Origin of the sequence: Rhodococcus sp. 05-2255-1e, from assembly GCF_002259025.1 — a bacterium.
Taxonomy (GTDB): Bacteria; Actinomycetota; Actinomycetes; order Mycobacteriales; family Mycobacteriaceae; genus Rhodococcoides; species Rhodococcoides fascians.
The window spans coordinates 109224-127856 of record NZ_NOZE01000023.1; the positions used below are offsets into that span (position 1 = coordinate 109224).

Genomic DNA, 18633 nt, shown 5'->3' on the forward strand with positions numbered 1-18633 from the left:
CACCGGTCACAGTAGGGTTGATCCATGCTGCACGACGCCTCCGACGACACGCCCGCCATCGCCGTATGGCCGGGATCCCCTTATCCACTGGGAGCGACCTACGACGGAGCAGGAACCAACTTCGCCTTGTTCTCCGAGGTCGCCGAGGCCGTGGACCTGTGCCTGATCGCCGAGGACGGTACCGAAACTCGTATTCGTTTCGAGGAGTCCGACGGCTACGTGTGGCACGCGTACCTGCCCACGGTGGTGCCGGGACAACGCTACGGCTACCGCGTCCACGGGCCGTGGGATCCGGCTGCCGGACATCGTTGTGATCCCAGCAAGTTGCTGGTCGATCCTTACGGAAAAGCATTCGAGGGGTCGTTCGACGGAGACCGATCGCTCTTCTCCTACAACATCGACATCCCGGCCGCCGAACCCGAGCCCGTGGAGTCCACGGACTCCGCAGCCGCGGATCCACTCGACGCCGACGGCGGGTTCGAGGACGCGGCGGATCTTGCCGATCCGGACGGCGAAATCGTCGACGAGGCACCGATCGCCCACGACGACGAGCCGAACAACGATTTCCCTCAGCACGATTCGCTGGGGCACACGATGACCACTGTGGTGATCAACCCCTTCTTCGACTGGCAGGCCGACCGCGCACCGAAGAGGCCGTATCACGAGACGGTGATCTACGAGGCCCACGTCAAGGGCATGACGATCACCCATCCGGACATCCCCGAGGCCGAGCGCGGCACCTATGCCGGTCTGGCACATCCGGTGATCATCGACCATCTGCAGCACCTGGGCGTCACCGCGATCGAGCTGATGCCGGTCCACCAGTTCATGCAGGACCAGGTACTTCTGGACAAGGGACTGCGAAACTACTGGGGCTACAACACCTTCGGATTCCTCGCGCCTCATGCGGAGTATTCCTCGCATCAGTCGCCCGGTGCTGCGGTGACCGAATTCAAGGCGATGGTCCGTTCGTTCCACGCCGCCGGCATCGAGGTGATCCTCGACGTGGTCTACAACCACACCGCCGAGGGAAACCACATGGGCCCCACCATCAGCTTCCGCGGCATCGACAACGCGGCCTACTACCGACTGGTCGACGGCGATCTCGAGCACTACATGGACTACACCGGGACGGGCAACAGTCTCAATGCGCGACACCCACACACGCTGCAGCTCATCATGGACTCGCTGCGCTACTGGGTCACCGAGATGCACGTCGACGGATTCAGGTTCGACCTCGCATCCACCCTGGCCCGTGAACTGCACGACGTGGATCGGCTGAGCGCGTTCTTCGATCTGGTGCAACAGGACCCGGTCGTCAGCCAGGTGAAGCTGATCGCCGAGCCGTGGGATGTCGGCGAGGGCGGATACCAGGTGGGTAACTTCCCCGGTCTGTGGACCGAATGGAACGGCAAGTACCGCGACACCGTTCGCGACTACTGGCGCGGTGAGCCCGCGACGCTGGGCGAGTTCGCGTCGCGCCTGACCGGATCGTCGGATCTCTACGAGGCGACGGGCCGTCGCCCCGGTGCCAGCATCAACTTCGTCATCGCGCACGACGGCTTCACCCTCAACGACCTGGTCTCGTACAACGACAAGCACAACGAGGCCAACGGCGAGGACAACAACGACGGCGAGAGCCACAACCGGTCGTGGAACTGCGGCGTCGAGGGTCCGACCGACGATCCCGAGATCCTCGATCTGCGTGCCCGCCAGATTCGCAACATCATGGCCACGCTGCTGCTCAGCCAAGGCACGCCGATGATCGCGCACGGCGACGAACTGGGCCGAACTCAGCAGGGCAACAACAACGTCTACTGCCAGGATTCGGAACTGGCGTGGATGGATTGGTCCCTGGCCGAGACCAACGCCGACCTGATCGAGTTCACCCGCAACGCAATTGCGCTGCGCAACGAGCACCCGGTGTTTCGCCGTCGCCGATTCTTCGAGGGCAGGCCCATCCGATCGGGCGAACAGGCACGTGACATCGCCTGGCTCACCCCCGCAGGCGAGGAGATGACTCCCGAGGACTGGGACAGCGGTTTCGGCAAATCGCTCACCGTGTTCCTCAACGGTGAGGGCATTCCCGAGCCGAATCAGCGCGGGGAGCGGGTGGTCGACGACTCGTTCCTGTTGTGCTTCAACGCACATCACGAGACGATCGAATTCGTCACCCCGGACGGAAACTACGCCAAGGAATGGACGGTCGCCCTCGATACGGCAGCGCGCACGGGAGCGGGTGAGAAATCGATCGAAGCGGGTACACCGGTGGAGGTCACCGCTCGATCCCTACTCGTTCTACGAAAGACTGCCTGACTCATGCCGCTGCCCACCAGCACATACCGGTTACAACTGCGGGGCGATGCCTTCACCCTGGCCGACGCCTCGGACGTGGTCGACTACCTGCACGACCTCGGAGTGAGCCATCTCTATCTCTCGCCGATACTGACCGCGACCGACGGTTCGACGCACGGGTACGACGTCACCGACACCTCGACCGTCTCCGCCGCCCTCGGCGGGCGAGATGCATTGACTCGCTTGCACACTCGGGCTGCCGAGGTGGGCATGGGGATCATCGTCGACATCGTTCCCAACCACGTCGGGGTGGAGGATCCACGGCAGAACGCGTGGTGGTGGGACGTTCTGCGGCGCGGTCGTGACTCGGAGTTCGCCACCTACTTCGACATCGACTTCGCAGCCGACAACGGAGTGGACGGCAAGATCGCCATCCCCGTGCTCGGCAGCGCGAGCGATGTCGCCGAGCTCACCGTCGACCGCTCCGAGGACGAGCCTCTGCTGGCGTTCTACGAGCACCGCTTCCCCATCGCCGACGGTACCGACGGCGACGACGCCCAGGCCGTGCACGACCGTCAGGCCTACCGCCTCGTCAGTTGGTCCGCCGGGCTGATCGGCTACCGGCGCTTCTTCTCGGTGAACGGCCTGGCCGGTGTCCGGCAGGAAGACCTCGACGTCTTCACCGACTCGCATCGCCAGGTGGCGAGCTGGATCGAGGATGGGCTGATCGACGGTTTGCGCGTCGATCACCCCGACGGCTTGGCCGATCCTGCCGGATATCTGACCGAACTACGCGGGCTGCTCGGTCCCGACCGCTGGCTGGTGATCGAGAAGATCTTGGCCGACGGCGAACCGTTGGACGAGTCGCTGCCCGTCGACGGCACGACAGGGTACGACGCGTTGGCGGCCGTGGGCGGGATATTCGTCGACCCGGAAGGGGCGCCGGCACTGACCGCGCTGTCCCAGGTGCGCTCCGGCATCGCCTACGACGACGAGACGTTGCACGAGACAGAACTCGATCTCAAGACCGCTGTCGCGCGCGGCGACCTGTCCCCCGAGGTGCGACGCCTCGCCCGCGCCGTGGTTCGTGAATCGGGTACCTCCATCGAGCTCGAATCGGTGATCGACGCCATCGTTGCCGTTGTTGCCGCAGTTCCGGTGTACCGCACCGACTACGCGCCGCTGGCCGGTGTGCTTCCGGGTGTCGTCGCCGCCATCGGTGAAGAGCAGCCGGAATTGGCCGGCGGTCTCGACGCTCTGACAACCGCCTTGATCGCCGGTACCGAATCCCCCGTGCGTTTCGATCAGGTGTGCGGTGCCGTCACGGCCAAGGGCGTCGAGGACTGCCTGTTCTACCGCGCCAACCGGTTGATCTCGCTGCAGGAGGTGGGCGGCGATCCCGCTCGGTTCGGTTGCAGCCCAGCGTACTTCCATTTGAAGAACGCCGACCGCGCGAAGCGCTGGCCCGCCGCAATGACGACACTGTCCACGCACGACACCAAACGCGGTGAGGACGTGCGGGCGCGTATCGGCGTGCTCTCGCAGACGCCGGAGCTGTGGGCCCGGTCGATCGCCGATTGGGAGGAGCTGGCCCCGAGCCCCGACGGCACCACGGGGATGTTCTTGTGGCAGAACGTCTTCGGTGTCTGGCCGATCGACGGGGTGATCACCTCGACCCTGCGGGAACGGCTACACGCCTACGCCGAGAAGGCCATTCGCGAGGCCGCTCTCCGTACCACGTGGACCGATCCGGACGAGGAGTTCGAGACTGCCGTTCACAACTGGCTCGACGCAATTCTCGACGGTCCGGTGGCACGTTCGATGACGATGCTCGTCGAAAAGCTTTCGCCCCATGGACACTCCGATGCACTCGGGCAGAAGTTGCTCACACTCGTCGGTCCCGGAATCCCGGATGTGTATCAGGGCACCGAGTTGTGGGAGGACTCGCTCGTCGACCCCGACAACCGCAGACCCGTCGACTACTCGGTACGCCGGTCCATTCTGGCCGGACTGAACGGATCCGCGCCGTCGGTCGATACCGGTGCTGCGAAATTGGCCGTGGTTCGTTCCGCGCTGACGGTACGACGCGAACGGCCTGCGAGCTTCGTCGGCGGTAGTTACACGCCGATCGTCGCGGACGGGGCCGCGGCCGAGCATGTCGTCGGATTTGCCCGAGGTCCGTTGCCCGGCAACTCCGATGTGGTTGCGCTGGCCACGAGGCTGTCCCTCGGTGTGGCCGAGACAGGGTGGGGCGAGACGACCGTGACGCTGCCCGACGGTCGGTGGCGCGACCGCATCACCGACGTCGAACACAGCGGGACCGTTGCGGTCGCCGAGCTGTTCGCCTCCCTGCCGGTTGCACTTCTGGTGCGCGACAACGAAGGAGAGTCAGCACGATGACATCCTCGACCACGACATCTTCGGCCACGACATCTTCGGCCACGACCCGTGAATTCGCAGTATGGGCACCGACCCCGGAACGAGTACGGCTGCAACTGGACGACTCGGTCCACGACATGGAGCAATCCTCGGACGGCTGGTGGCGAGCAGAGGTGGCCGCCGCCGCGGACAGTCGCTACGGATTCCTCCTCGACGACGCCGAGAAGGCGCTGCCGGATCCACGCTCGCCTCGGCAACCCGACGGTGTGCACGAAATGTCCCAGGTGTTCGAGGTCGATCCGTCGTTGTGGACCGATTCCGCATGGACCGGTCGTCAACTCCCCGGTTCGTCGATCTACGAACTCCACATCGGCACCTTCACTCGCGAGGGAACGTTCGACGCGGCGATCGACAAGCTCGATCACCTCGTCGACCTCGGCGTATCTTTCGTCGAGATCATGCCGGTCAACGGATTCAACGGCGTGCACAACTGGGGCTACGACGGCGTCCTCTGGTACACCGTGCACGAGGCCTACGGTGGCCCGGAAGGGTTGCAGCGCTTGGTCGATGCATGCCACGGCCGCGGGATCGGTGTCGTTCTCGACGTCGTCTACAACCATCTCGGCCCGTCCGGCAACTACCTGGAACGCTTCGGTCCCTACATGACCGAAGGGGCCAACAGCTGGGGCCAGGCGATCAACTATGCCGATGCAGACTCGGGCGAGGTGCGGCGCTACGCCCTGGACAACGCGTTGCGCTGGTTCTCCGAGTTCCACATCGACGCGTTGCGTCTCGACGCGGTGCACGCCATCGTCGACCACACCGCTGTGCATCTCCTCGAACAGCTCTCGATCGAAACGCGCACCCTGTCAGCGCATCTCGGCCGTCCACTGACCCTGATCGCCGAGAGCGACCTCAACGATCCGTCGCTGATCACGGCACGGTCGGGTGGCGGCTGCGGACTCGACGCACAGTGGGACGACGACATTCACCACGCGATCCATGCTGCGGTCTCCGGCGAACGGCAGGGCTACTACGGCGACTTCGGGTCGTTGCAGGGCCTGGCGAACACGGTGCGGCAGGGCTTCTTTCATGCCGGAACGTACTCCAGCTTCCGCGGCCGAATCCACGGGCGACCACTGGACACCCGCCGCATTCCCGCCAGCTCTCTGGTGGCCTACACGACCACCCATGATCAGGTCGGCAACCGTGCGATCGGAGATCGCCCCGGCTTCTACCTCTCCCCCGGACAGCTCGCGATCAAGGCAGCTCTGGTACTCACCTCGCCCTACACTCCGATGCTGTTCATGGGCGAGGAATGGGGAGCGTCGACTCCGTTCCAGTTCTTCACCTCGCACCCCGAACCCGAGCTCGGCAAGGCCACGGCGGAAGGACGCAAAGCCGAGTTCGCCGAACACGGGTGGGACAAGAGCGACATCCCCGACCCACAGGATCCCGAGACGTTCACACGATCGAAATTGAATTGGTCGGAACTGGGCGACGGCGACCATGCCCGACTGTTGGCCGTCTATCGAGACCTACTGGCCCTGCGCCGCGAGCGGACCGAACTGACCGACCCGTGGCTCGATCACGTGAAGGTCGAGTACGACGAGGACGCCCAGTGGATCGCAATTCGCCGCGGCCGCGTCAGCGTGGTGTGCAATCTGTCCGAGTCCGCGGTGACGGTGCCGGTCGGCGGCTCCACACTGCTCGAGTGGGAGCCGACGACCTCGAACGACACCGGGTCTGCCACCACGGTTCCCGGTCACTCCTTCGCGGTGCTCGAATCCTGACGAACCCGTAGGTTCACCAGCACGAACACGGCGGTGACCGCAAGGACCACCGCGGTGGCGACGGCCGCAACGTGCATGCCCGAGACGAACGCGGCATGCGCGGAGTCCAGGAGGACCGTCGCCACCGAGTCCGGTAGCTCACGGGCCACCGCGTCTGCGCCGCCGAGCGTTTCGGCTGCTCTGGCACCGAGCTCGGGTGTGAGCTGCGAGGTGTCGATCCCGCGTCGGAAGATGGCCATGACGACCGTGCCGAGGATCGCCACTCCCAGCGCGATGCCCAGCTCGTACGCGGTTTCCGACACCGCGGACGCAGCCCCGGCTCGTTCGGGTTCGACGGCGCTGACCACCAGGTCGGACGTCAGAGTGAGCGCGAAGCCGACGCCGGCACCCACCAGGACGAATCCGGCGATGAACAACGCCGGGCTGGTGTCGGTACCGAGACCGACCAGGATGCCCGCGCCCGCAGCGGCAGCGATCATGCCTGCGCCGAGGACCGTGCCTGCGGTGAAGTACCGAACCAGAACCGCCGCGAGCAATGAGGTCACGATGCTGGCGGCCGTGCCCGGCAGCAACAGCAGTCCGGCTTCGAGCGGGCTGTTGCCCAGGACGAGCTGCAGGTACTGCGAACCGAAGAACAGCACGCCGGCGAGTGCGAACACGGACAGGAAGTTCGTCGCCACACCCGTCGAGAAGGCACGGTTGGCGAACAGCCGGATGTCGATCATCGGGGCGTCCAGAATTCGCTGTCGCCGCACGAACACCACACCGGCGATCATGCCGACGACGGCGGAGACCACGTAGGCCGGGTGAAGGCCGTGCGCTGCGATCTCCTTGACCGCGAACACGATCGGAACGATAGCGAGCATCGACAACGCCGAGCTGGGGAGGTCGAAACGGCCCGGGTTCGGATCCTTGGACTCGGGAATCACCAACGGCCCCAGCGCGATCAGCGCGATCATGACGGGAATGTTGATGAGAAACACCGAGCCCCACCAGAAGTGCTCGAGCAACCAGCCGCCCACGAGCGGACCGGCGGCCGCGCCGCCGCCCGCCATTGCGCCCCAGACGCCGATAGCGGTCACCCGTTGGCGCGGATCGAGGAAGATCGTGCGAATCAAGCCGAGAGTGGCGGGCATCAAGGTCGCGCCGGAGATACCCTGCAAAACTCGCGCCGCGATGAGCATCTCCGGGCTGGTCGAGACAGCGGCAACGAGAGAGGCAATTCCGAAGCCCGCTGCTCCGATCAGCAGTAGGCGACGCCGACCGATCCGGTCACCGAGCGTGCCCATCGTGATGAGCAAGCCGGCCAGTACGAACGAGTACACGTCGATGATCCACAGCAGCTGATTGCTCGACGGGGCCAGATCGGCGCTGATGAACGGCAGGGCGAGATCGAGCACGGTTCCATCGACCGCGATGAGAAGGACGGCAAACGCGAGCACCACCAACCCGAGCCAGTCGCGCGCGGTGGCCCTGGAGGCCGATCCGCCGTCGATCTCGTGCACCGCACCGGTCCGCACGTCGCTCACCATGACTCCATTTCGCCCGCCCGGTCCGCGACCGGGCACATTCTCGATACCAACCGTCCAGCCGGTACAGCTCCGAAGACTACCTCGAACCGTCCAGCCGGTAAAGTGAGTTTCATGTCATCTGACACACGCGACCGAATTCTGGATTCGCTCGAGACATTGCTTCTCGAACACGGCATGACCAAAGTGACCCTGGACAGCGTCGCCGCCGCCGCCGGGGTATCGAAGGGCGGCTTGCTGTACCACTTCAAGACCAAGGACGCTCTGGTCGCTGCCATGGTCCGGCGGCTCGCCGTTCAGGCCGATCAGCAGCGAGCCGACGCCGGCGCAGGTGGCACCTCCGTGGCGGAGTGGTATCTGCAACCACCCGATTGCATTTCGGAGAAGGAAATCGCGCTCTACCGCTCCACGCTGGCCGCACTGCGCAGCGTCGACGGAAACTCCGGTGAGGTGCAAGACGCCGTCACAGACATGATGCAGCAGTGGGACGAGGGCTTACGTACCGAGATCGACGATCCGGTGCAGGCCGAGATCATCCGACTCGTCGGCGACGGGATATACCTCGGAGCCGTCCTCGACCTGCCCGCCGTCGACCCCGAACTGCACAAGCGGGTGGTCGACCGCCTGCTGGGTCGGTGACTCAGGTCAAGTAGCGGTAGACCGGCGAACCCGGCTCCAGCTGCTCCACCTGAAGGTGCGAGGACCGCATACGTTCGAGGAGGGCCGAAAGGCCGTGCGCCGCACCGAGTTGGATGCCGACGAGCGCGGCACCGGTCTCCCGGTTGTTTCGCTTGACGTACTCGAACAGGGTGATGTCGTCCTCGGGCCCGAGTACCTCGTCGAGAAACCGACGCAGTGCGCCGGGCTCCTGCGGAAAGTCCACGAGGAAGTAGTGCTTGAGGCCGAGGTGGACGAGCGATCGTTCGAGAATCTCGCCGTACCGTGAGACGTCGTTGTTTCCCCCGGACACCAGGCACACGACGGTACTTCCCGGTGCGATGTCGAGATGCTCGAGCGCGGCGACCGCCAATGCGCCTGCGGGCTCGGCGATGACCCCTTCGTTCTGGTACAGCTCGAGCATTGCGGTACAGACCGCGCCCTCGTCGATCTGGGTGATCAGGAACGCACCGGGGCCGGAGCTTTCGAACACCGGCGCGGTGATCAGGGGCAACGATGCATGGGACACCACCGTCGCGCCCAACGACTGCAGCGCCGAGTACGGAACATCGCCGATGCGCCGGACCGCCGCCCCGTCGACGAACGGATCGATATCCGACAGCGTCACCGGCCCACCAGCAATCAACGCAGCTGTCATCGACGCAGCACCGGATGGTTCGACGCCGACCAACGATGTCTGCGGAGCGCGCTCACGCAGATAACTGGAGATACCCGCGATGCAGCCGCCCCCGCCGACGGGCATCACCACCACATCGGGTGCGCCGCCGAGCTGATCGACGATTTCCTTGGCGATCGTCCCTTGGCCCGCCACCGTTCGTGGATCGTCGAACGGCGGGACCATGGTGGCACCGGTACGGGCCACGTCCGCGGCAGCCGCGGCAGCTGCGGCGTCGAACGTGTCGCCGATGACGATGAGCTCCACGAAGTCGCCTCCATGGACCCTGATTCGGTCACGCTTCTGCTTGGGGGTGTTGGCCGGCACGTAGATCCGACCTCGCACCTGCATGGACCGACAGGCGAATGCCACCCCCTGCGCGTGGTTACCGGCACTCGCCGTGACCACGCCGACGCTGCGCTCGGCCTCGGTCAACTGATCCATCAGGTTGTAGGCACCGCGGATCTTGTACGAGCGGACGATCTGCAGGTCTTCCCGTTTGAGGTAGACCGTCGCTCCGGTCTCTGCCGAGAGGCGCTCGCACAACTGCAGGGGTGTCGCGGCGACCACCGAGGAAATTCGCATCGCAGCTGCATCGATGTCGGCCGCGGTGACGGCTACCGACGAGGTGTGCTGGGAGGCGAGCTCAGGTGATGAAGACACCAGCACATGCTGCCACCAGCGTGGAACTGTCACCCACTCGGGACCGTTCCACGGGCAGGCCGATCGTGCTCAGGCGCGCGCGAGGACGAACACCGGGATCTCCCGGTCGGTCTTCTTCTGGTAATCCGCGTAATCGGGGTAGACCGCGACCGAGCGCTCCCACCACACGGCTTTCTCGTCGCCGGTTACCTCCCGAGCGACGTAATCGTGCTTTTCGGGTCCGTCCTGCAGCTCCACCAGCGGCTCGGCCTTGACGTTGAAGTACCAGACGGGATGCTTCGGCGCACCACCGAGGGAGGCCACGATGGCGTACTCCCCATCGTGTTCCACCCGCATCAACGGCGACTTGCGCAGCTTTCCGCTCTTGTTTCCCTTGGTGGTCAGCAGCACGACCGGCATCCCGTTCATCGTCGTGCCTTCGGTTCCGCCGGAGTTCTCGTACAGCTCGGCCTGCTTGCGGGCCCAGTCGGATGAACTCGGTTCGTATTCTCCTGTCAATGGCATGGTTTCAGTCAACACCCACGGCCGCCGGGACGCCACCGAATCTCGGTCGTCGCAGGTCGGAACCGTGAGTTCGGTGGACCGAATCTTTGCGTGGGTATAGTCTGAACTTCACCCGCCGGACACCCGAATCATCGAACCGGACGGGCGTACCCGAGGAGGACGCGATGACCTACACGAGCAACCAGGTGAGCCGTCGAACTGTCCCCGTCCTGCGCACGGTCGATGTCGCCGGAGTCGAATGGCCTCTGTACAAGCTCGAGGCCGTGGCCATCGGGCTCGTCGTGTTCGTCGCCACGCTCGCCCTGGTCGGATCGCTGCAGGCAGCCGTTCTGGGCGGCGCAGCAGTCGCAGTCGCCGCGTGGTGGACTCTCCGATTGACCGAGGTCCACCCCGCCCGGACCGGCTCACCCCGTCAGGCAGCCGGGCCCCAGTAGCGCCTTCAGGTCTCCCATCAGCGCCGACGTCGGCGTCACCCGCAGACTGTCGTCGAGCTTCATCGTGGTGATCTTGTCGCCACTGACCAAACGTAGATGGACGTCCGAGGTCCCTGGGTGGCTGATCAACACCCGCTTGAGCGCGCCGACCTTGTCTGCCGTGCACAGTCGCGTCGGCAAACTCACCGCGAGCGGCTTGTCGATACCGATCGCCGAAAGATCCGGCACCGCAAGATCGTTCGCGATCAACGACACCCGGTCGTCACGCACCGACACGCGACCCTTGACGAGCACCACCGAGTCCTCGGTGACATCGGCACCGAACACCGAGTAGGCCTGCGGGAAGAACAGCACCTCGATGCCGCCGGCGAGGTCCTCGAGCTGAGCCGACGCCCACGTCAGACCGTTCTTGTTGATCCGCCGGTTCACCGAGGCCAGAATTCCGCCGACGGTGACCTGAGTGCCGTCCTTGATGTCCCCTTCGAGGATCGTCGGGATGTTGCAGTCGGACTTCGCGGCCAACATGTGCTCGACACCGAGCAGCGGGTGACCCGACACGTAGAGACCGAGCATCTCGCGCTCGAGGGCCAGACGGTGCTTGGACTCCCATTCCTCGTCCGGCACGCGCACGTTGAACACCGAGGAAATGGACTCGTCGGCGTCCTCACCGCCGAACAGATCGAACTGTCCGATCGCCTCGGCCTTCTTGGTGCCCATCACCGCATCGATCGCGTCGGCATGGATCAACATCAGACCCTTGCGCGGATGATCGAGAGAGTCGAAAGCGCCTGCCTTGATGAGAGATTCGGTGACCTTCTTGCTGCACGCGATCGCGTCGATCTTGCCCAGGTAGTCCGAGAAATCCGTGTATTTGGACTTCTCCGACCGCGCTCTGATGATCGATGCGACCACGTTCGTGCCGACGTTGCGCACCGCGCCGAGACCGAATCGGATGTCCTTGCCCACCGATGCGAAGTTGAGCTCGGATTCGTTGACGTCCGGTGGCAGCACCGTGATGCCAAGCTTGCGGCAGTCGGCCAGGTAGATCGCGGCCTTGTCCTTGTCGTCACCGACACTGGTGAGCAGGCCGGCCATGTACTCGGCCGGGTAGTTGGCCTTGAGGTACGCCGTCCAGTACGAGACCAGGCCGTAGCCGGCCGAGTGCGATTTGTTGAACGCGTAGCCGGCGAACGGGAGCACGGTGTCCCACAGCGCCTTGATCGCGGCCTCGGAGAAGCCGTTGTCCAACATGCCCTGCCGGAATCCGGCGTAGGCCTTCTCGAGCTCGGAGAGCTTCTTCTTTCCCATGGCACGACGCAGCAGGTCGGCTTGGCCCAGGGTGTACCCGGCGACCTTCTGCGCGAGCTGCATGATCTGCTCCTGGTAGACCACCAGGCCGTACGTCTCGCCGAGAATCACCTTGAGCGGCTCTTCGAGCTCGGGGTGAATCGGCTTGACCTCCTGCCGCCCGTTCTTGCGGTCGGCGTAGTCGTTGTGCGAGTTCATGCCCATCGGACCCGGGCGGTACAGCGCGAGCACGGCGACGATGTCCTCGAAACCGGTGGGCTGCATGCGGCGCAGCAGGTCTCGCATCGCGCTGCCGTCGAGCTGGAAAACACCGAGAGTGTCTCCGCGAGAAAGCAATTCGAAGGTCGCCGGATCGTCGAGCGGCAACGCGTCGAGATCGATGTCGATGCCGCGATTGGCCTTGATGTTGTCGATCGCGTCGCCGATGACCGTGAGGTTTCGCAGACCGAGGAAGTCCATCTTCAGCAGGCCGATGGCCTCGCACGACGGATAGTCCCAGCCGGTGATGATCGCGCCGTCCTGGGCGCGCTTCCACACCGGGATGGCGTCGGTGAGCGGCTCCGAAGACATGATGACCGCGCAGGCGTGTACGCCCGCGTTGCGGATCAGGCCTTCGAGGCCCTTGGCCGTCTTGTAGATCGTGGCCACGTCGGGGTTGGAGTCGATGAGCGCTCGGACCTCGACGGCCTCCTTGTAGCGCTCGTGCGACGGATCGGTGATGCCGGCCACCGAGATGTCCTTGGCCATGATGGGCGGCGGCAGGGCCTTGGTGATCTGATCGGCGATGCCGAAACCGGGCTGGCCGAACTGCACACGTGCGGAGTCCTTGATGGCAGCCTTGGTCTTGATGGTGCCGAAGGTGATGACCTGCGCAACCCGGTCGCTACCCCACTTCTCCGTGGCGTAGCGCACCATCTCACCGCGACGACGATCGTCGAAGTCGATATCGATATCGGGCATCGACACGCGCTCGGGGTTGAGGAATCGCTCGAAGAGCAGCCCGTGCGGGAGCGGATCGATGTTGGTGATGCCCATGGCGTAGGCAACCAGGGATCCGGCGGCGGAACCACGGCCCGGTCCGACGCGGATGCCGACCGCTTTCGCGTGGTTGATGAGGTCGCCGACCACGAGGAAGTAGGCCGGGAAGCCCATCTCCAGGATCACCTTGATCTCGTACTCCGCTCGCGCGAGGTAATCCTCGGCCGGACCGTCGGGGAACCGACGTTCGAGTCCGGTCATGACCTCGTGCCGCAGCCACGTTCCCTGCGTGTATCCCTCGGGAACCGGGAAGATGGGCATCCGGTCGCGGTGCGCCCACACCTCGTCGTAGGGCTGGACTCGCTCGGCGATGAGGAGCGTGCTGTCGCAGGCACCGGGTACCTCGTCGTCCCAGAGAGCACGCATCTCGGCAGCGGACTTGAGGTAGTAGCCGTCGCCGTCGAACTTGAAGCGAGTGGGATCGCTGAGCGTCTTACCGGTCTGGATGCACAGCAGAGCCTCGTGGTTCTCGGCGGCGTCCTTGGTGACGTAGTGGCAGTCGTTGGTGGCCAACGGCGGAATGGACAGCTTCTTGCCGATGTCGAGCAGGCCCTCTCGGACTCGTCGCTCGATGGACAGACCGTGGTCCATCAACTCGAGGAAGAAGTTGTCCGGGCCCCAGATCTCCTGCCACTTGGCCGCGGCCTCGAGTGCTTCGCGGTCCTGGCCCAGACGGAGGCGCGTCTGAACCTCACCGGACGGGCAGCCGGTGGTGGCGATGATGCCCTCGGCGTGCTGAGCGATGATCTCCTCGTCCATGCGGGCCCACTTGCCGAGCTGACCCTCGATGGACGCCAGCGAGGACAGCTTGAACAGATTGCGCACGCCGGTCGCGTTCTCCGCCACCATCGTCATGTGCGTGTACGCACCGCTACCGGAGACGTCGTCGGACTTCTGGCTTCGATCGCCCCACAGCACGCGCTTCTTGTTGAATCGGGATTCGGGCGCGATGTAGGCCTCGATACCGATGATCGGCTTGATGCCGGCCTTCTTGGCCTCGTTGTAGAACTCGCTGGCTCCGTACATGTTGCCGTGGTCGGTCATGCCGACCGCCGTCATCTCCAACCGCGCCGCCTCGGCGAACATGGCCCCGATCTTGGCGGCACCGTCGAGCATCGAATATTCGGTGTGGTTGTGCAGATGAACGAACGAATCGGCCACGAAGGTTCTCTCCTGAAGGTCGTGCGTTTTCGAAAATACGAGCCGCGAATGCACCCACTCTAGGCGGTGGAACCGACAGATTTTTCAGGCCGACGGTGTGTCCTGGGAGGACGTGACGGGTGTGACGAACGAGACTGAAGTTGCCTCATTCGGCGGGAACCGGCCCGTCGTCCGGCAGCGGCCCGACGACGTCGATGTACTCCGGAAGCAACGGCTCGACGGCGAACTTCCCGGACACCGCGTCGGGCGGAAGTGCCTCCACCGCCCGCACCCCGTCGCGGCCTGCCACCTCGCTCAACTCGGCCGCGGTGCCCCGCACGACCACCGTCACCACGCATGCGCATCCGCTCAGCAACCGGCGCTGCGACACCGCGTCTATCTGCGCCTGCCGGTCCTCCACGCCGAACGATTCCTGGATCTGGCCGGCAGCGCGCGCGGTCGCATTCAGTACCGACCGTTCACTGCCTGGAACACCGACCGTGAGGATCGGAGTTTGCACGCGATCGAGCGGTACTCGAAAGAGCACCATCGAGATGCGCACGCCGTTCGCGGCGGCGTAGGCCTGTTCGGCGGTGAGTTCGCGATCGAACGACACCGATCCCCAGCGAGGTTCGGCATCGTCGCCGAGCAGGCTCGCCTCGGCGCGAGCCAGGTAGTCGGTCACCTGCTCGCCGCTGTCCGGGCCGAGCCGGTCCGTGCCCACACGCAGTTGCCGTTGCGGGTTCAGATGGCCGACGACAGCCAGGCCACCGACCACCAGAGCGATCGTGACGACGGCACCAACCACACCCGAGAATCCGCGCATCACGCCTTCCGAAGCACCTCGAGAGCATGTTCGAGGTCTGCCGGATACTTGCTTTCGATCTCGACCCAACGGCCGTCGGACGGATGCGCGAAGCCGAGCGAACGCGCGTGCAGCCACTGACGTTCCAGTCCCAACCGTTCGGCCAACCGCGGGTCCGCCCCATAGGTCAGGTCGCCGCAACACGGGTGCCGCAGCGCCGAGAAGTGCACGCGGATCTGGTGCGTGCGTCCGGTTTCCAGGTGGACGTCCAGCAGGCTCGCGGCCTGGAAGGCCTCGACCGTGTCGTAGTGGGTGACGCTGGGCTTGCCGTCCGCGCGGACGGCGAACTTCCAGTCGTTGCTGCCGTGCCGTCCGATCGGAGCATCGATGGTTCCACTGCTCGGATCCGGATGTCCCTGCACCAGGGCGTGATAACGCTTGTCGATCGTACGAGCCTTGAACGCCCGCTTGAGCACGGTGTATGCCCGTTCGGACGTCGCGACCACCATCACCCCGGACGTTCCCACATCGAGTCGGTGCACGATGCCCTGACGCTCGTGCGCGCCGGACGTGGAGATTCGGAAACCGGCGGCCGCGAGGCCGCCGATGACGGTCGGCCCGGTCCAGCCCACACTGGCGTGCGCGGCGACGCCCACGGGCTTGTCCACGGCCACGACGTCGTCGTCGGCGTAGAGAATCTCCATACCTTCGACCGGCTCGGCCTCGATCGTCAGCTCACGTGCAGGTTCGGGCAGAGTCACTTCGAGCCACGACCCACCCGAGAGGCGATCGGACTTCCCGACGGCACTGTGATCGACCAGCACCGAGCCCTCTTCGGCCAAGGCTGCGGCGACCGTGCGCGAGAGCCCGAGAAGTCGCGCCAGGCCGGCGTCGACGCGCATGCCGTCCAAACCGTCGGGCACCGGCATGGAACGCGATTCCCTCACGAGTCGGCCTTCTGCGGGGCATCGGACGTGGACTTGGTCACCCGTTCGCCGTTGGGCTCGAAACCGAACAGGCTGAGCGCGACGAGCAGGATGGCCCCGCACACGATGGACGAGTCGGCGACGTTGAACACCGGCCACCATCCCACCGATACGAAATCGACCACATGACCCTGGAACGGGCCCGGTGCGCGGAAGAACCGGTCGATCAGGTTGCCCAGAGCGCCGCCGAGAACCAGACCCAGCCCCAGCGCCCACCACGGCGAACGCAGCGTTCGACCGATCTTCACGACCCCGATCACCACGGCCACGGCGACCAGCGTCAGCAACCACGTCATTCCGGTGGCCATGGAGAACGCCGCACCGGGATTGCGCACCAGCCGCAGAGTCACGACGTCGCCGATGATCTCGATCGGGTTTCCAGGCTTCACGTAGTGCACCACCACGATCTTCGTGATCAGGTCGAACAGCAGAATCACTGCCGCGATCGCCACCAGGAGTCGGGTACGCAGAGGTGCGGCGGGCCGAACCGCAGCACTGTCGGCACCGGACACCTGCTCGTCTGCACCCTCGTGGGGGTCGGGGGTTGCACTGGTCTCGGTGGTCGGATCGTCGGGTCGGTCGTCACTCACCCGTCCATCATGGCGCATCGACAACCGTCGGTCCGCATCCGAGCCGCGTGGTAGCGGTCTGCGCACCCGGTGTCATCAGTAGCCTGGTGCCCGTGAAGTCGACCGATCGCACCCGCACCGTCCGCTCCGGCTTCGTGGCCGCCTCCTGCGCAGTGGCTCTACTGGCCGGATGCTCGAGCGGTGATTCGGATCCCGCACCCGAGCAGACCCCGTCTTCGAACGAGGTCACGATCGCGGTGACGCCCACGACCACCACCGTCGTCGATCCCGGTAGCGAGCCACGGCGCGCGCTCACCTTCGACAGCTCCGACGCGGACGCGCAGAACCAGAGCGTCGACCTCACCACCACCTCGACCGTGCAGCAACAGATCAATGCTGCTGCGCCGCAGGACTTCTCCAGTCCGGAACTGACCGTGCCGCTGACTGCCTCGGCGTCCGACACCGTCCCGGACGAGGACGCGTCGAGCGGGGCCACCACCTCCGTCGAGCTGACCATCGGGGCCGCGACATCACCGGACGCTGGACTGACCGACGCACTCTCCGCATCCGATGGATCGACTGCACGATTGGCCAGGACCGATTCCGGAGCGATCACCGCTCTGCACATCACGCCGGCCGACGATGCCCTCGATACCGCCCGCGCCGCGATCGAACGCTCCTTGAACGCGGCCGTGTACCGATCCATCGACTTTCCCGACGCGGAGGTAGGGGTCGGCGCGGTCTGGACCGTCGATCAGCAAGTGCTCAGCGGCATCACGCTGAATCAGCGCACCACGGTCACCTTGCGTGCACTCGACGGCGACCGCGCGACCCTCGACGTGGCCATCACCCAGACGCCCGAGTCGTCGGTATGGAATCTGCCCGACAATGCGGGCACTCTCAACATCGCGTCGTACACCTTCACGGGCGCGGGAACACTCGACGTCGATCTCTCCCGACCACTTCCGGTCGGAGGTTCGATCACCGCGGGCGGCGAGCAGATGTACACCGACCCCGACAGCACCACGGTGCTTCGGCAAACCGTCGGCGATTCGATCACCTGGACTGCCCGATGACGCGCGGTAACACCCGGGTATTGGCGACGTTGTCGATTTTCGGGATCGCTGTCGCCACCGGATGCAGCACTAACGAGCCGAACGAGACGGTCACGCCTGCTGTCACCACCGTCGCGGCTCCCGACCCGCTGCGCGGTCCGCCCATCACCGACCCGGCGGCGCTGACTGCAGCGATGCTGGGGCTCGCAGACCTGCCGGACGGCTTCTCATCGATCCCCGATCCGGTTCGTGATCTGGGGTTGGATCCGGCACCGGAGTACGACTCGCCGGACCGCTCGAGCACCGACCCCGCCGAGTGCGCCGCCGTCCTCGCGCCGGTATCGCAACAGCAGGCCGGAGCCGCGTCGAGCGCGGTGGTCCGCTTCTCCGGTCCGAATTTCTCGTCGATCGACGAGGACTCGGCGAGCTATCCCGTGCCGGGAGCCGCCGAGGCTTTCGCGAACATTCAGCGAGCGTGGGCCGAGTGCTCGACGTTCACCGGAACCGACGCGGACGGTATCGGCGTCGACTACTCGGTGGCGGGGCGTGACCAAGCGACCGTCGGCGACGCGTCCGCATCGATTCGACTGACCACCACGAGCGAGGGCTTCACGCTGGTCTCCGACGTCGTGGTGGCGGTGGTCGACTCGACCGTGGTGCAGATCGTCGTCTCCGACCAGAGCGGACTCGAACCGGAGACCGTCACCGCCGTCGCGGGGTCGGCCGCGGATCGCATTCGATCGGCCGTGCCCAGCGCCTGACCGCCGTCCCTACGCAAAACAAACTGCCGGTGACGCCCTCT

14 protein-coding genes are annotated in these 18633 nt (G+C 65.3%); 7 read left to right on the plus strand and 7 right to left on the minus strand.

The window, feature by feature from the left end:
* Nucleotides 1–24 precede the first annotated feature (24 nt).
* The 3 genes from glgX to treZ are packed head-to-tail and all read left to right on the plus strand — an operon-like array spanning nucleotide 25 to nucleotide 6467.
* The gene (gene glgX, locus CH262_RS15200; RefSeq protein WP_032368092.1) at nucleotides 25–2316 is read left to right on the plus strand and encodes a glycogen debranching protein GlgX; all 2292 of its coding nucleotides are present in this window, start codon (nucleotides 25–27) and stop codon (nucleotides 2314–2316) included.
* 3 nt (nucleotides 2317–2319) lie between these two features.
* Complete coding sequence (gene treY / locus CH262_RS15205; protein ID WP_094717904.1) at nucleotides 2320–4695, plus strand: malto-oligosyltrehalose synthase; 2376 nt, start codon at nucleotides 2320–2322, stop codon at nucleotides 4693–4695.
* Nucleotides 4692–6467, plus strand: a complete 1776-nt coding sequence (gene treZ / locus CH262_RS15210) for a malto-oligosyltrehalose trehalohydrolase (RefSeq protein WP_080731996.1) — start codon at nucleotides 4692–4694, stop codon at nucleotides 6465–6467. Before treY ends, treZ begins: the two co-directional genes overlap by 4 nt.
* Here treZ and CH262_RS15215 read toward each other — a convergent pair.
* Nucleotides 6440–7996 carry an MFS transporter gene (locus CH262_RS15215; protein WP_256988814.1) on the minus strand — a complete coding sequence of 519 codons (1557 nt, stop codon included), beginning with the start codon at nucleotides 7994–7996 and terminating at the stop codon, nucleotides 6440–6442. The two genes, treZ and CH262_RS15215, sit on opposite strands and share 28 nt — an antisense overlap.
* A gap of 114 nt (nucleotides 7997–8110) precedes the next feature.
* Here CH262_RS15215 and CH262_RS15220 point away from each other — a divergent pair, with 114 nt between their 5' ends.
* A complete protein-coding gene (locus CH262_RS15220; protein WP_027497323.1) occupies nucleotides 8111–8635 on the plus strand; it encodes a TetR/AcrR family transcriptional regulator in 525 nt (174 codons plus the stop codon).
* Between the two features lies 1 nt (nucleotide 8636).
* On the opposite strand, the gene ilvA is transcribed toward CH262_RS15220, so the two are convergent.
* The gene (gene ilvA, locus CH262_RS15225) at nucleotides 8637–9992 is read right to left on the minus strand and encodes a threonine ammonia-lyase IlvA (protein WP_032374530.1); all 1356 of its coding nucleotides are present in this window, start codon (nucleotides 9990–9992) and stop codon (nucleotides 8637–8639) included.
* 69 nt (nucleotides 9993–10061) lie between these two features.
* On the minus strand, nucleotides 10062–10496 hold the full coding sequence (locus tag CH262_RS15230; protein WP_027497325.1) for a nitroreductase family deazaflavin-dependent oxidoreductase: 435 nt from the start codon (nucleotides 10494–10496) through the stop codon (nucleotides 10062–10064).
* Nucleotides 10497–10660: 164 nt separating this feature from the next.
* Between CH262_RS15230 and CH262_RS15235 the strand changes: the two genes are divergently transcribed.
* Nucleotides 10661–10930 (plus strand): hypothetical protein, encoded by a 270-nt coding sequence (locus CH262_RS15235; RefSeq protein WP_045841248.1) that lies wholly within the window; start codon nucleotides 10661–10663, stop codon nucleotides 10928–10930.
* On the opposite strand, the gene dnaE is transcribed toward CH262_RS15235, so the two are convergent.
* The 4 genes from dnaE to lspA form a co-directional block, all read right to left on the minus strand.
* Nucleotides 10901–14437 (minus strand): DNA polymerase III subunit alpha, encoded by a 3537-nt coding sequence (dnaE, locus tag CH262_RS15240; protein ID WP_027497326.1) that lies wholly within the window; start codon nucleotides 14435–14437, stop codon nucleotides 10901–10903. The genes CH262_RS15235 and dnaE overlap by 30 nt on opposite strands.
* A gap of 145 nt (nucleotides 14438–14582) precedes the next feature.
* Nucleotides 14583–15242, minus strand: a complete 660-nt coding sequence (locus tag CH262_RS15245) for a hypothetical protein (RefSeq protein ID WP_032386943.1) — start codon at nucleotides 15240–15242, stop codon at nucleotides 14583–14585.
* A complete protein-coding gene (locus CH262_RS15250; protein ID WP_027497328.1) occupies nucleotides 15242–16168 on the minus strand; it encodes an RluA family pseudouridine synthase in 927 nt (308 codons plus the stop codon). The genes CH262_RS15245 and CH262_RS15250 overlap by 1 nt, the downstream gene beginning before the upstream one ends.
* Nucleotides 16165–16815: a signal peptidase II gene (gene lspA / locus CH262_RS15255; protein WP_080731997.1), complete on the minus strand. Its 651-nt coding sequence runs from the start codon at nucleotides 16813–16815 to the stop codon at nucleotides 16165–16167. Before lspA ends, CH262_RS15250 begins: the two co-directional genes overlap by 4 nt.
* A 74-nt stretch (nucleotides 16816–16889) precedes the next feature.
* Between lspA and CH262_RS15260 the strand changes: the two genes are divergently transcribed.
* Nucleotides 16890–17852 (plus strand): hypothetical protein, encoded by a 963-nt coding sequence (locus tag CH262_RS15260; RefSeq protein ID WP_230591176.1) that lies wholly within the window; start codon nucleotides 16890–16892, stop codon nucleotides 17850–17852.
* Entirely contained in the window at nucleotides 17849–18592 is a 744-nt protein-coding gene (locus CH262_RS15265) for a hypothetical protein (protein WP_032386944.1), read from the plus strand. The genes CH262_RS15260 and CH262_RS15265 overlap by 4 nt, the downstream gene beginning before the upstream one ends.
* Nucleotides 18593–18633: the final 41 nt, after the last annotated feature.

Coding starts and splice junctions, on each gene's coding strand:
- glgX (WP_032368092.1), top strand. CDS start 25: ATGCTGCACGACGCCTCCGACGACACGCCCGCCATCGCCGTATGGCCG.
- treY (WP_094717904.1), top strand. CDS start 2,320: ATGCCGCTGCCCACCAGCACATACCGGTTACAACTGCGGGGCGATGCC.
- lspA (WP_080731997.1), bottom strand. CDS start 16,815: ATGCGCCATGATGGACGGGTGAGTGACGACCGACCCGACGATCCGACC.
- CH262_RS15245 (WP_032386943.1), bottom strand. CDS start 15,242: ATGCGCGGATTCTCGGGTGTGGTTGGTGCCGTCGTCACGATCGCTCTG.
- CH262_RS15235 (WP_045841248.1), top strand. CDS start 10,661: ATGACCTACACGAGCAACCAGGTGAGCCGTCGAACTGTCCCCGTCCTG.
- CH262_RS15230 (WP_027497325.1), bottom strand. CDS start 10,496: ATGCCATTGACAGGAGAATACGAACCGAGTTCATCCGACTGGGCCCGC.
- CH262_RS15220 (WP_027497323.1), top strand. CDS start 8,111: ATGTCATCTGACACACGCGACCGAATTCTGGATTCGCTCGAGACATTG.
- CH262_RS15265 (WP_032386944.1), top strand. CDS start 17,849: ATGACGCGCGGTAACACCCGGGTATTGGCGACGTTGTCGATTTTCGGG.
- treZ (WP_080731996.1), top strand. CDS start 4,692: ATGACATCCTCGACCACGACATCTTCGGCCACGACATCTTCGGCCACG.